14 protein-coding genes are annotated in these 12,133 nt (G+C 60.9%); 5 read left to right on the forward strand and 9 right to left on the reverse strand.

The genetic code is table 11. The features are described from left to right. Positions 1-35: 35 nt before the first annotated feature. Positions 36-1,043 carry a zinc-binding alcohol dehydrogenase family protein gene (locus B0G69_RS37710; RefSeq protein ID WP_121325181.1) on the forward strand — a complete coding sequence of 336 codons (1,008 nt, stop codon included), beginning with the start codon at positions 36-38 and terminating at the stop codon, positions 1,041-1,043. Positions 1,044-1,165: 122 nt separating this feature from the next. On the opposite strand, the gene B0G69_RS37715 is transcribed toward B0G69_RS37710, so the two are convergent. From B0G69_RS37715 to B0G69_RS37725, 3 genes are all read right to left on the reverse strand, one after another. Then, entirely contained in the window at positions 1,166-2,860 is a 1,695-nt protein-coding gene (locus tag B0G69_RS37715) for an FAD-dependent oxidoreductase (protein WP_121325182.1), read from the reverse strand. A 4-nt stretch (positions 2,861-2,864) separates the two neighbouring features. Continuing rightward, positions 2,865-4,229: an FAD-dependent oxidoreductase gene (locus tag B0G69_RS37720; RefSeq protein ID WP_121325183.1), complete on the reverse strand. Its 1,365-nt coding sequence runs from the start codon at positions 4,227-4,229 to the stop codon at positions 2,865-2,867. A 90-nt stretch (positions 4,230-4,319) separates the two neighbouring features. Next, a complete protein-coding gene (locus B0G69_RS37725) occupies positions 4,320-5,759 on the reverse strand; it encodes a catalase (protein WP_121325184.1) in 1,440 nt (479 codons plus the stop codon). Positions 5,760-6,094: 335 nt separating this feature from the next. Between B0G69_RS37725 and B0G69_RS37730 the strand changes: the two genes are divergently transcribed. The 4 genes from B0G69_RS37730 (at position 6,095) to B0G69_RS37740 (ending at position 8,346) form a co-directional block, all read left to right on the forward strand. Further along, positions 6,095-6,463, forward strand: coding sequence for a BON domain-containing protein (locus B0G69_RS37730; RefSeq protein ID WP_121325185.1), 369 nt, complete (start codon positions 6,095-6,097; stop codon positions 6,461-6,463). Positions 6,464-6,581: 118 nt separating this feature from the next. After that, positions 6,582-6,863: a hypothetical protein gene (locus B0G69_RS42525; protein WP_241991714.1), complete on the forward strand. Its 282-nt coding sequence runs from the start codon at positions 6,582-6,584 to the stop codon at positions 6,861-6,863. A gap of 21 nt (positions 6,864-6,884) precedes the next feature. Next, entirely contained in the window at positions 6,885-7,448 is a 564-nt protein-coding gene (locus B0G69_RS42530; protein ID WP_347232543.1) for an alpha/beta hydrolase, read from the forward strand. Positions 7,449-7,485: 37 nt separating this feature from the next. Further along, positions 7,486-8,346: an IS5 family transposase gene (locus B0G69_RS37740; protein WP_121325186.1), complete on the forward strand. Its 861-nt coding sequence runs from the start codon at positions 7,486-7,488 to the stop codon at positions 8,344-8,346. 142 nt (positions 8,347-8,488) lie between these two features. Here the strand turns inward: B0G69_RS37740 and B0G69_RS41240 are convergent, their stop codons facing one another. Genes B0G69_RS41240 through B0G69_RS37765 form a run of 6 tightly spaced genes read right to left on the reverse strand, consistent with a single transcriptional unit; the run spans position 8,489 to position 12,129 of the window. Further along, entirely contained in the window at positions 8,489-8,626 is a 138-nt protein-coding gene (locus tag B0G69_RS41240) for a hypothetical protein (RefSeq protein WP_158609054.1), read from the reverse strand. Further along, positions 8,623-9,036, reverse strand: a complete 414-nt coding sequence (locus B0G69_RS37745) for a RidA family protein (protein WP_121325187.1) — start codon at positions 9,034-9,036, stop codon at positions 8,623-8,625. The genes B0G69_RS41240 and B0G69_RS37745 overlap by 4 nt, the downstream gene beginning before the upstream one ends. Before the next feature lie 18 nt (positions 9,037-9,054). After that, the gene (locus B0G69_RS37750; protein WP_121325619.1) at positions 9,055-9,783 is read right to left on the reverse strand and encodes an amino acid ABC transporter ATP-binding protein; all 729 of its coding nucleotides are present in this window, start codon (positions 9,781-9,783) and stop codon (positions 9,055-9,057) included. Positions 9,784-9,803: 20 nt separating this feature from the next. After that, positions 9,804-10,763 carry an agmatinase gene (locus B0G69_RS37755; protein ID WP_121325188.1) on the reverse strand — a complete coding sequence of 320 codons (960 nt, stop codon included), beginning with the start codon at positions 10,761-10,763 and terminating at the stop codon, positions 9,804-9,806. 33 nt (positions 10,764-10,796) lie between these two features. Then, positions 10,797-11,459, reverse strand: a complete 663-nt coding sequence (locus B0G69_RS37760; RefSeq protein ID WP_121325189.1) for an amino acid ABC transporter permease — start codon at positions 11,457-11,459, stop codon at positions 10,797-10,799. Next, entirely contained in the window at positions 11,449-12,129 is a 681-nt protein-coding gene (locus tag B0G69_RS37765; protein ID WP_121325190.1) for an amino acid ABC transporter permease, read from the reverse strand. Before B0G69_RS37765 ends, B0G69_RS37760 begins: the two co-directional genes overlap by 11 nt. Between the last annotated feature and the right edge of the window lie 4 nt (positions 12,130-12,133).

The following is a 12,133-nucleotide window of genomic DNA, read 5'->3' on the forward strand; positions in this document are numbered from 1 at the left end:
TGTCCGCAACCCTTAACGAACTCGAGAAAACACTTATGAAAGCGATTGTGTACGCTCAGGCGGGTCTACCCATCGAGGATCCGCAGGCCCTCTACGAGGCAGACTTGCCAAAGCCGCAACCCGGCCCGCACGATCTGCTCGTAAAGATCCAGGCAATCTCGGTCAATCCGGTGGACAGCAAAGTCCGCATGAGCATGCAACCTGCCGCTCCGCGAGTGCTCGGATGGGATGCGGTCGGCACAGTGGAAGCCGTTGGCGCGGACGTTGAACTGTTCAAGGCAGGCGACGAGGTCTGGTACGCGGGCGACATCACACGCGCTGGCAGCTACGCAGAGTATGGCCTCGTCGACGAACGTATCGCCGGGCACCGGCCTATGTCCATTTCGGCGGCCGAAGCCGCGGCGCTACCGCTCACCAGTATCACGGCGTGGGAGCTGCTATTCGACCGCCTGAAGGTGAAGGAGGGTAGCGGCAATGGCCAGAGTCTTCTGGTGATCGGTGCAGGGGGCGGCGTCGGCTCGATCCTCGTGCAATTGGCTCGCAGGATGACGGAGCTGACGGTGATCGGCACAGCCTCGCGGCCCGCGACCCAGGCGTGGGTGCGCGAACTGGGCGCCCATCACGTTATCGATCACGGCAAGCCCCTCCAACCGCAATTGGCCGAGGCCGGCATCCAGCAGTTCGATCATGTTGTCAGTCTGACCCATACAGACAGCTATTACTCGCAAATCGTCGAACTGCTCAAGCCCGAGGGACAACTGGCACTGATCGACGATCCGGCGACGCTGGACGCCATGCCGCTCAAGCGCAAATCCATTTCGTTGCACTGGGAGTTCATGTTCACCCGTTCGATGTTCCAAACGGGCGACATGATCAGACAGAACGCGTTGCTGAGTCGCGTCGCTTCGTTGATCGACCAGCGCGTCATAAAGACCACGCTGGGGCAGCATATCGGGTCAATCGGCGCGGATAACTTGCGGAAGGCGCACGCGTTGATCGAAAGCAACCGAGCCTTGGGCAAGATCGTTCTCGAAGGCTTCTGAAGAACGGTCAGCAGTGCATGGGTGGATGAACGCCCCAGAAAGAAGCGTGCGCTGCTCGAAGGCAGCGCACGCTTTTGCATTGGCGTTGGAGCAGAGAAAGGATGCGGCGCGTCCCGTGTGGGCTAAGCCTGCGTGCTTGTCTGATCCAGATGCTGATGGATCTGCGAAACAACGGCGGCGCCATCGCCGACGGCCGCAGCGACCCGCTTGGTCGAGCCGAAGCGAACGTCGCCGGCGCAGAAAACGCCCCCTATGCTCGTCTCGTGTTCACTCGATTGCGCCGCGGCCGCCTGCCCGGTAAGGACGAACCCGCTGCGTTCCACCAGAACACCGCATCCGGACAGCCACGCGGTGTTGGGCGATGCGCCGATAAACAGGAACACGTGTTCGGTTGGAGACACCGTGCATTGCCCATCACGCACGATTTCCACCGACTCCAGATTCTCCGCGCCATGCAGCGCCGTGATCTGCGTGTTGTACTGAACGTCGATGTTTTCCAGAGACGCGATGCGCTCGACAAGGTACTGAGACATGCTGGACTTCAGGTCCCGTCCGCGAACGAGCATGCCGACGCGCCGCGCGTGCGAGGCGAGGTAAACGGCCGCCTGGCCCGCTGAATTGCCGGCTCCGATCAGAAGGACGTCTTTGCCTGCGCAAGCCTTGGCTTCGACCGGCGACACCCAGTAGTAGGCGCCCTTGCCTTCGAATCGCTCCAGGCCCTGAATATCAGGCTTCCTGTAGGCCGCGCCGGATGCTATGACGACGGTGCGCGCGCTGATCTCAACGCCGCTTCGAAGCCGCAGCCGTAGCGGTGATGCCGCGCAGTCGAGCGATTCTACTTCCGCGGGAATGGCCACCCGTGCACCGAACTTCTGGGCCTGCACGAAAGCACGAGCGGTCAATGCATGTCCGGAAATGCCGGTCGGGAAGCCGAAGAAGTTTTCGATGCGGGCACTCGCACCAGCCTGGCCGCCCGGCGCGCGATGATCGAAGACGGCAACGCGCAGTCCTTCGGAAGCAGCGTAGACCGCCGTCGCGAGTCCTGCGGGACCGGCGCCTACCACAGCCACGTCGAACACCTCGCCCGCGACGAACTCGGGTAGCCAGCCGAGTGCGGTGGCGAGCTCCGACTCGCTCGGCGCGCGCAAGATCGTGCCGTTGGGGCTGAGGACGAGCGGGTAGTCCGAATCGTCAGCGGCCCATTTTCCGACGTACTGCGCCATGTCGCCGTCGGAGGCCGTGTTCACGACCGTGTGAGGAACGTTGTTGCGCGCGAGGAAACTCTGCAAGGAGTTGAGTTTTGCGTTGTTGGCCTTGGTCACCAGAATGAGGCCGCTGCCGCCTTCGATCAGTCCCACGCGACGCAGGATGAGCGCGCGCAAGATGCGCTCGCCTAGCTCAGCTTCCGCAATCAGAAGCGCCCGAAGGCGTTCCGGCGGGACGTGAAGCGCACGCACGTCGCCCGCTGCTTCGCCGTCGACCAGACAGCGGCCACTCGAGATCTGCCCGACCTCCGACACGAAGTGGCCCGGGCCTTGTTCATTGATCACGAGTTGTCGGTCGAACGCATCGCGACGGGTCACCTTGATCCTGCCGGACAACACCACGTACATCCCAAAGCCCGGATCGGCGACCTTGAAGATACGCGTGCCATCGCGCCAATGGCAAACGTCACCGAATCGAGCGATCCGGGCGATTTCGGCATCGCTCAACACTGGATATTTCTGTTGTCGGCGCGATGCGTGTGGGTCCGATTCGGGATTCGGCTGCAACGATGACACGCCGTTCGTGTCGTCCGTGTCTGGGGAGTGGTTCATGAGATTACTTCAAGGTCGCAAACAGAAGATTGAGCCCCTCGGACATCAGCGGGTGCGCAATGATCGCATCGCGCACGGCTGTATAGGGCAAGCCGCCGAGCATGGCCATCTGGACGGCTGTGGTGACTTCTCCCGCGCCTGAGCCGAGCATGGTGAAGCCGATGATCGCGCTGGACTCGGGGCTCACCAGTGCCTTCATGAAGCCGCGCGTCGCGCGGTTGGTACGGGCACGCGGCACGGCCGCTAGTGGCAGTTTGGCGACTCGATAAGGCACGTTGTTCGCCTTGGCTTGAGACTCGTTCATGCCAATGCGACCCAGCTCCGGGTCGATGAACAATGCGTAAGGTATGGTGCGTGACCTGACGCTTCGCGCCCGTCCTTCTATGCCGGCTTTGAGAACGCGATAGTCGTCGAAAGACGCGTGGGTGAACATCGGCGTGCCGGCGACTTCGCCAATGGCCCACGTTCGTTCCGCCGTCGTGGCGAGCGTGTCGTCAACCTTGATGAAACCACGAGCATCGCATTCCACCCCCGCGAGGTGCAGGTCCAACGTGCTGGTAGCCGGCGTCCTGCCGGTGGCGACGAGCACATGAGTGCCCTGCACCACGCTTTCGTCACTGAGCCTGATTCGCGCGCCGTCGCCGTTGCGACCCTGAGCTTCGACAGGCCGTACGTTGAGCTTTACGTCGATTCCGTCGTGCTGGAACGACTGCAGAATTTCCGCACTGACGTCTTCGTCTTCACGCATTAGTAGCCGCGGCCCGTCGTTGACTACCGTGACGTCGCTGCCGAGTCGTCTGAACGCGTGGGCCATCTCCAGCCCGATATAGCCACCGCCGAGCACGACCAGATGCGAAGGCAGTTCCGTCAGTCGCAGTGCTTCGACATGGGTGAGAGGCTGAAGCTCAGGAAGGCCCGGAACGTCGGGGATCGTGGCGAACGTCCCAGTGTTGATATAGACATGATCGCCTTCGAACATCTGTTCGCTGCCGTCGGCAGTCTGAACGAGAATCTTGCGCGGACCGACGAATCGCCCGGTGCCAGTCACGAGATGTAGTCCGGAATCCTGAAACGCGCGGCGATTCAGTTCGACCATTCCATCCACGACGGTTTTGACTGTAGCGCTCACTTGAGCCATGTCAGTTCTGGATCCGGACTCTTCGTCGACGAGACTCCGTGCGTGGTGATTGCGCGCGACCTGGATGAGCGTTTTGCTGGGGATGCACGCCACGTTTATGCATGAACCGCCGATCATGCCGCGCTCGATCACAGCAACGCGCTTTCCCGCTCGCGCCAGATCCATGGCGAGCGACTTGCCGCCCTTGCCGCCGCCGAGAAACAGATAGTCGTAATGGAAGGCTTCGTTCATAAGTGACTCCAGATTCCCGATGAAGGAGATCGCGGTGCGATGCTCGGCGCGATTTGCGCGCGGTGATCACCGCATAGATGGCTCTGTCTGCTATTGGCGCCCTGCAATGGAGGCGCGAACTCCGCCGGCGTAGGCGAGATCGATTTGCTCGAAATGCGCGAGAATCCGTTCGACAATCTCCTGTGGAACGCCTTGAATCGCGCGAGCAATATTGCCGAACAGGCGCGAGCGTTCTTCGTCATCGAAAAGGCGGAAAAGCTGAGCCGGCTGGCTGTAGTAATCCGTGTCTTCCCGATGGTCGTAGCGATCAACGGCGCCTGCTTCAAGGGGCGGCTCTGCGACGCTCCGGTCTTGCGCGAAGTCGCCGAAGCGGTTCGGCTCGTAGTTCACGTTGCCGCCAAGATTGCCATCCACACGCATGAGTCCGTCGCGATGGAACGAGTGCTGCACTGCGGACCGCGAAGCGTTCACCGGAATCTGATGGTGATTGACGCCAAGCCGATAGCGCTGTGTGTCGCCATACGAGAAAAGTCTGCCTTGAAGGAGGCGGTCTGGTGAGAAGCCAATGCCCGGCACGACATTGGCCGGTGTGAATGCCGCCTGCTCGACATCGGCAAAGTAGTTTTGCGCATTGCGATTCAATTCGATCATGCCGACATCGATCAACGGGTAGTCGGCGTGCGGCCAGACCTTCGTGATGTCAAACGGGTTATACCGGTACGCGACTGCTTCGCCTTCAGGCATGACCTGGATCTGCAATTTCCACCGCGGGAAGTTCTCCGCTTCGATATTTGTCACGAGATCGCGCTGTGCGCTCTCGCGGTCTCGGGCAACTACTTGCGCGGCTTCCTCGTCCGTGTAGTTCGCGATTCCCTGCATCGACCTGAAGTGGAACTTCACGTAGAAGCGCTCGCTTGCCGCATTGATGAATGAGAAAGTGTGCGAGCCGAAGCCGTGCATCTGCCGGTAATTCTGAGGAATACCGCGATCACTCATCAGGATCGTTACCTGATGCAGCGACTCGGGATGGCGCGACCAGAAATCCCAGGCTGCGACGTTGCTGCGCAGATTCGTGTAGGGGTCACGTTTCTGGGTGTGGATGAAGTCCGGGAACTTCAACGGATCGCGAATGAAGAACACGGGCGTATTGTTGCCGACGATGTCCCAGTTGCCCTCTTCAGTGTAAAACCTGATCGCGAAGCCTCGCACGTCGCGCTCGGCCTCGGCTGCACCGCGCTCACCTGCGACTGTCGAAAAGCGCATGAACACTGGCGTCTCCTTGCCAGTTTCGGCGAATAGCTTCGCTTTCGTGAAGGGAGAAATGTCGTGCGTCACCGTGAGGGTACCAAACGCACCTGATCCTTTTGCATGGACGCGCCGCTCAGGGATAACTTCGCGATCGAAATGCGCCAGCTTCTCAAGCAGCCATACGTCTTGCAACACGACGGGTCCGCGGCTGCCGGCTGTCATTGAGTTCTGGTTGTCTGCCACTGGCGCGCCGCTGGCGCTTGTTAAATGTTGTTCGGACATTCTGCGCTACTCCTCGTTGCTCTGTTGATTGCTCTTAACCGTCGATCCAGACTGTCGAATCTCGCCTCGGGGAATGTACACAAACGCCATGTCCCGGGAAACTGTGCCGCAGTCCGTATGACCATGACCGTGTGGATCGCGATCCCTATACCTGAGTATGAGTTGTTGAGCGCGATGCGAGTCGCCTGGGCGTTCCCGCGTGTCCTGAAAACTGTTTCAGCAGAAAGCCCATGTAAGTTGGCGCGCCGGGCCTCTATGATTGGCCACGAAAAGTGATGCTCCGTAAAAAGAAGTGCACGACTTTTCACGCAACGACAACCACCATGGAGTCTGGAATGAAGAAGATCATCGCAACTGTTTTGTGCATCAGCTATGCCGCGTTCGGCGTCGCGGCTCATGCCGCTATTTCTACGTATTCGCCGCCGGTCGAAGATCATGCGGCGAAACCGGGCTTCACCAGTCCGGAGCGTAAAGCTGAACGCGCCGCAAACCGCGCGCTCTCGAAAAAGGTTCGTGCAGCGCTGACGAGTACCCGAGGACTCGACGTATCGAACGTATCGGTGCTCGCGCGCAAGGGCGCCGTCACGCTTGCCGGTACCGTTCCGGACGCCCAGCAGATTGCGCTTGCAGAAAACGCTGCGCAGGGTGTGCAAGGCGTCGCTTCCGTGAAGAACAATCTGACTCCGGGTTACGCCGGCCACTAATTAGTACCTGGATGGCGGCCAGTTCAGCCGTTCTGCTCGCATGGCCGCTTAAAACGCCGTGCTTAAATCTGCACTTGTACCGCCATCGCATTTTCTAAGAACCAGGAAAGACAGAACAATGATCACGCTATGCAATAAGGCGTTAATGGCAATGGCGAGTGTGGCGCTCGTTACGTCGGTCGAGGCCGCACCAGTTCTGGAGCCGACGACCCAGGGCTTTATCGACGCGCTTGCGAAACAGTCTGGGCCGCCGATCTATGACCTGAAGCCGGAAGATGCACGCAATGTACTGGCCGGAGCGCAGTCCCAGCCGGTCGCAAAGCTTCCTGCCAGTATTGAGAACCGTACCTTGCCTGTAGGGCCAACTGGGTCGGTGAAGGTTCGAATCGTCAAGCCCTAACTTGCCGCAGGACCGTTACCCGTGGTCATGTACTTTCATGGAGGCGGCTGGGTATTGGGTGATACCAACACGCACGACCGCTTGATTCGAGAGATTGCCAATGGGGCCCACGCGGCGGTTGTGTTCGTTGATTACGATCGCTCGCCAGAAGCGCAGTACCCTGTGCCCATCGAGCAGGCTTACGCAGCGACAGAATATGTCGCCAGACATGGGCGCGAATTAGGCATCGATCCATCCAGGATGGCGGTGGCGGGTGACAGCGTGGGCGGAAATATGACCGCGGCTGTCACGCTGCTCGCAAAGGAGCGCCGTGGCCCGCAACTGCGCTATCAAGTGTTGTTCTATCCGGTGACCGACGCGAACTTCGACGACGCTTCGTACAAGGAATTCGCGGAAGGCCCGTGGCTAACGCGCGCAGCCATGCAATGGTTCTGGAATGCCTATGCACCTAACGCGAGCGATCGCGAGAAGATCACTGCGTCGCCGTTGCGCGCGACCCAGGAAGACCTGAACTGGTTGCGGGTTTTCGACGGCTACGGAGTTTGTCTGCAAGCCGCGCCCGGACTGGATTTCAGGTCGGAGTAGCCAGATCGGCTAAAGTCCAGATTTCTGGACGCAGCGAATGACCCGAAGCCCATGCTGGCAAAAGATTCCAACAAGATTGCGCCTGGAGCAGTTCGAGCAATTTGTCTGGCCGCATCTGAGCCTGGGCCGTCGCGGACCTCGCCCCACGCTGGCCTTGCACAAGATCTTCAACTACATCCTGCAGGCGCTGTACATGGGTTGTCAATGGAAGATGCTGCCGATCGACAGGAATGCAGAAGGGCACCCTGAAATCCACTATACGCGCATCTACCGCACGTTTCGTCGCTGGCAGGCCGATGGTTGTATCGATGCCATCTTTTCGGGCTCGGTGCAGCAGCTTCATCAGGACCAGCTGCTTGACCTTTCGGTCATCCACGGCGACGGTACCACGACGGCGGCGAAGAAAGGCGGCGACAATCTCGGGTATAGCGGGCACAAGCATCTGAAGGGCGACAAGGTGGTAGCCTTGTGCGATCGCAACTGCAACGTCATTGCACCATTCATCAGCGCTCCCGGCAACCGCAACGAATCACCGCTGTTGCGCGACGCGCTGCCAAGCCTCACCGCCATGGCCCGCGCCATTGGCGCGGGCCTGCACGGTTCAATCGTCAGCCTGGATGGCATTTACGACTGCAGGGCCAACCGCAAGGCGATCTTCAATCGCGGCATGACCCCGAACATCCCCGAGAATCCGCGCGGACGCAAAATACCGAAGCGCGGCCGCAAGCAGCGCTACGATCCAGCCATCTTCGAGGAGCGCTTCAGGACCATTGAACGGGTCTTCGCCTGGGAGGACAAGTTCCGCCGTCTGCTGCTGCGCTTTGAACGCATCAGTGACGTTCACTATGCGTTCAAGACGCTTGCCTATACGATGATCAACCTGCGCCACTACTGCTGAACCAGCGCGGGGCTCGCACTTCACTGACGGCGCCATGCGCCATGATCGCTCACGCCTGTTGCGTTCACATTCCTGATCATAATGTACGCTTCGATATCGAGATCCAGTCGCTTTTCACAACGATGTTCCTGGCTTCGCACGATTACCAACGGTCATCGTAGTTCTTCCGTTCGCAATGGACGGAAACCCGCAACCAGTTGAGCGCAAGATTCGGCGTGCGCGAAATCGTCGGAAAGGCGATCAACGCCTTCAGCAGTTCGGCACTGCGGCTCAGCGTCATTCTGGCTTCACCGCGACCACGTCGATTTCGACGAGCCATTCCGGGCGCGCTAGCGCCTGCACGACGATGCCAGTCGACACCGGGAACACGCCTTTGAGCCAGCGGCCCATTACCTTGTAGACGGCCTCGCGATAACGCGGATCGATGATGTACACCGTCACCTTGCAGATGTCTTCGAGCTTGCTGCCGCACTCGTCGAGCAGCATCTTGACGTTCGCCATCGCCTTCTCGGTTTGCGCGGTGACGTCGCCGATGCCGACCGACTCGCGCGTGTCGAGATCCTGGCCGATCTGGCCGCGCAAATAGATCGTTTTGCCGGCGATCACGGCCTGGCACAAATCGTTGTCGAGCTTCTGTTCTGGATAGGTTTCGCGCGTGTTGAATTTACGGATGCGGGTATGGGTGGTCATGTCGTTATGAACGTGCTGTCAGTGGTGAAGAATCTTTGAAAGGAAGCGCTTGGCGGCGGCGCTGGCGGCGTCCTGGAAGAACACGTCGGTCGGACTGTCTTCGATGATCGCGCCGTCCTCCATGAACACGACGCGGTGCGCGACGCGGCGCGCGAAGCCCATCTCGTGCGTGACGACCATCATCGTCATGCCTTCGCGCGCGAGCTCGACCATCACGTCGAGCACTTCGTTGACCATCTCCGGATCGAGCGCCGACGTCGGCTCGTCGAACAGCATCGCCGTCGGATCCATCGACAACGCGCGCGCGATTGCGACGCGCTGCTGCTGGCCGCCCGACAGTTGCCCCGGATACTTGTGCGCATGCGCCGACAAACCGACGCGATCGAGCAGCTCGCGCGCTTTCGTGCGCGCCTTGACTTCGGCACGACCCAGCACGATGCGTTGCGCGAGCGTCAGGTTGCGCGTCAGATCGAGGTGAGGGAACAGCTCGAAATGCTGGAACACCATGCCGACGCGGCTGCGTAGCCTCGGCAGATCCGTCGACTTCGCGGTGAGCGATGTGCCGTCGACAAGAATGTCGCCTTTTTGAAACGGCTCCAACGCATTGACCGCTTTAATCAGTGTTGATTTACCTGAGCCCGAGGGCCCGCACACCACGACGATCTCACCTTTGTTCACGTGCGTCGAACATTGCTTGAGCACGTGGTGCGTGCCGTACCACTTGTCGATGCCGCGAATGTCGATGATCGGCGTCGTCATTTGTCGAGTCATTTATCAAAGTACCCCGCGCGGATCGACGCGCCAATCAGATTGAGAATCAAACGGCCCGCCGTCACGCACGAAATCAGATTCGCGTCGTCTTTCTCCGGCTGGATTTCGACGATGTCCATGCCGACCACGCGTCCCTTCTTCACCAGACCGTGGATCAGTTTGCGCGCCTGCACGAAGGTGACGCCGCCCGGCGCCGGACCCGCGACGGCCGGCATCACCGACGGATCGAGACCGTCGGCGTCGATCGTCAGGTAGTAGTTGCCGCCGTTCGGAATGCGCGCGAGTACCGCATCCATGCCGATGTCGTGAAGCTCGTACGCGGTAACGAGTTCCGCGCCGTACGCACGCGCGGCGACGAGCTCCGCGGCACGGCCGCTGCCCTGTGCACGCAGGCCGATCTGGAAGATGCGATTGACGTGGGTCATCTCCGACGCGCGGCGGATCGGACTCGACAGGCCTTCGCGCACGCCGTTCACTTCGTCGCGCCAGTCGAGGTGGGCGTCGATATGCACGAGCGTGATCGGGCCTTTCGCATCGAGGCCGCGCAGCACCGGCGTCGTGACGCCGTGATCGCCGCCGAGCACTATCGGCATCGCGCCGCCAGCGACGATGCGGCGCACGGCCGCTTCGGCGCGCGCGTAGTGCTCGCCGGGCCTCGTCAAGTCGGGAATCACGTCGCCGCAATCGACGAAACGGATATCGGTGCGGCCTTGCAGCAGCGGGCCGTCGATGTCGAAGTCGTAGTGCTCGGGCTTGCGCACGACCCGATCAGTCGCCTGACGGATAGCCGACGGCGCGTTAGTTTGATCGTTGCTGTAATCGGACGGCGCATACGGCGCGCCGTACGGCATGCCGAGCACGGCGATATCGGCCTGGAGGTTATCGATATCGAGATCGAGTTCCGAATACAGCAGCGTCGGGTGGCCGGTGCGTGGCGCAACGGTGTAGTGGCTCATGCGTGTGTCTCCAGATGAAAGGCGGGATGCGCGTCAAACGTGGCGCGTGCGGCGTCCGATTACGGTCTCCAGTCGACGACCGACGCCAGCGAGAAGAACGCTGCAGATCCAGTAGATCAATGCCGTCGTGCCGAGCACTTCGGCATAGGCAAACGTGTTTGCGGTGAGCAGATTGCTCTGGTATGTCATCTCCGGCAGGGCCATCACGGAGAAGATCGCCGAGTCCTTGAACATCATTATCACGAGGCTCGTGGTCGGCGGTGTGATAAACCCGAACATCTGCGGCGCGATCACATGACGCTGCGCCTGCCAGAACGTCATGCCGAGCGAGAAGGCCGCATACGTCTGGCCGCGCTGCACGCTGCGCAGCGCGGCGCGCAGGATCTCGCAAAAGTAGCCGCCGGTGTAGAACGCGGTGCAGCCGATCGCGACCGTCATCGCCGATGCGCCTACGCCAAGCTTCGGCAAGCCGAAGAACGACAGGTAGACGAGGATCAGATACGGAATGTTGCGCACCAACTCGACGTACGACAGCGCGACGGGCCGCAGCCACGTGCGCGACTGCGCCGCATACGCCGCGACGATACCCGCGACGACGCCGAGCGGTATGCCGATCGTGCTGACGAGCACGGTGACGCGCAAACCTTCGAGCAGCGGAGGAATCGCTTCGCGGACGATCGAAAAATCAATGGCCATGGGGCAACATCCTCGAAACGCGGCGCTCGCACACGCGCGAAGCGGCCGAGATCAGAAACAGGATCACGAAGTAGACGGCGGCGGTGATGGTGAACACCTGCAGCGGCAGATCGGTTTGTAGCGTCGCGTTGCGCGCGACCGTAGCGAGTTCGGGCACCGCGATGATCGACATCAGCGACGACGCTTTCAGCAGGATCGTAAATTCGCTGGTGAGCGGTGGAATCGACCGGTAGATCATCTGCGGCAGCAGCACGTGACGCCAGACCTGCGCGGTGCGCATGCCCATCGCGTAGCCGGCGGCCCGCTGTCCCCATGAGATTGTGCCGAGCGCGGCGCGCAGAATCTCGGCGGTGTACGCACTGGTGTTACACGCGAGCGCGGCGATGCCGGCGGCGATCGGCGAGATCGAAATATTGAGCAGCGCCGGCACCATGTAATACGCGATCAACATGTGTATCAGCGCCGGCGTGCCGCGGATCAGGCTAACCCACAGCACGACCAGCGAGCGCAGCGGCGCAATCGGCGAGATGCGCGCAAGCAGGAGCACGATGCCGAGCGCAAGGCCGATCACGAACGCGCAGGCCGATGCGGCCAGCGTGAGCGCCGTGCCGGCGACGACGCCGTCGAGGAACGGCATCATCACGCCGCCTTTAGCGATCCAGTCGAACATGGTG

Origin of the sequence: Paraburkholderia sp. RAU2J, from assembly GCF_003634845.1 — a bacterium.
Lineage (GTDB): Bacteria > Pseudomonadota > Gammaproteobacteria > Burkholderiales > Burkholderiaceae > Paraburkholderia > Paraburkholderia fynbosensis.

Excerpts from the sequence above, each read along its gene's own strand:
- B0G69_RS37710 (WP_121325181.1), top strand. The coding sequence starts at position 36 with ATGAAAGCGATTGTGTACGCTCAGGCGGGTCTACCCATCGAGGATCCG.
- B0G69_RS37715 (WP_121325182.1), bottom strand. The coding sequence starts at position 2,860 with ATGAACCACTCCCCAGACACGGACGACACGAACGGCGTGTCATCGTTG.
- B0G69_RS37720 (WP_121325183.1), bottom strand. The coding sequence starts at position 4,229 with ATGAACGAAGCCTTCCATTACGACTATCTGTTTCTCGGCGGCGGCAAG.
- B0G69_RS37725 (WP_121325184.1), bottom strand. The coding sequence starts at position 5,759 with ATGTCCGAACAACATTTAACAAGCGCCAGCGGCGCGCCAGTGGCAGAC.
- B0G69_RS37730 (WP_121325185.1), top strand. The coding sequence starts at position 6,095 with ATGAAGAAGATCATCGCAACTGTTTTGTGCATCAGCTATGCCGCGTTC.
- B0G69_RS42525 (WP_241991714.1), top strand. The coding sequence starts at position 6,582 with ATGATCACGCTATGCAATAAGGCGTTAATGGCAATGGCGAGTGTGGCG.
- B0G69_RS37740 (WP_121325186.1), top strand. The coding sequence starts at position 7,486 with ATGACCCGAAGCCCATGCTGGCAAAAGATTCCAACAAGATTGCGCCTG.
- B0G69_RS41240 (WP_158609054.1), bottom strand. The coding sequence starts at position 8,626 with ATGACGCTGAGCCGCAGTGCCGAACTGCTGAAGGCGTTGATCGCCTTT.
- B0G69_RS37745 (WP_121325187.1), bottom strand. The coding sequence starts at position 9,036 with ATGACCACCCATACCCGCATCCGTAAATTCAACACGCGCGAAACCTAT.
- B0G69_RS37755 (WP_121325188.1), bottom strand. The coding sequence starts at position 10,763 with ATGAGCCACTACACCGTTGCGCCACGCACCGGCCACCCGACGCTGCTG.
- B0G69_RS37760 (WP_121325189.1), bottom strand. The coding sequence starts at position 11,459 with ATGGCCATTGATTTTTCGATCGTCCGCGAAGCGATTCCTCCGCTGCTC.
- B0G69_RS37765 (WP_121325190.1), bottom strand. The coding sequence starts at position 12,129 with ATGTTCGACTGGATCGCTAAAGGCGGCGTGATGATGCCGTTCCTCGAC.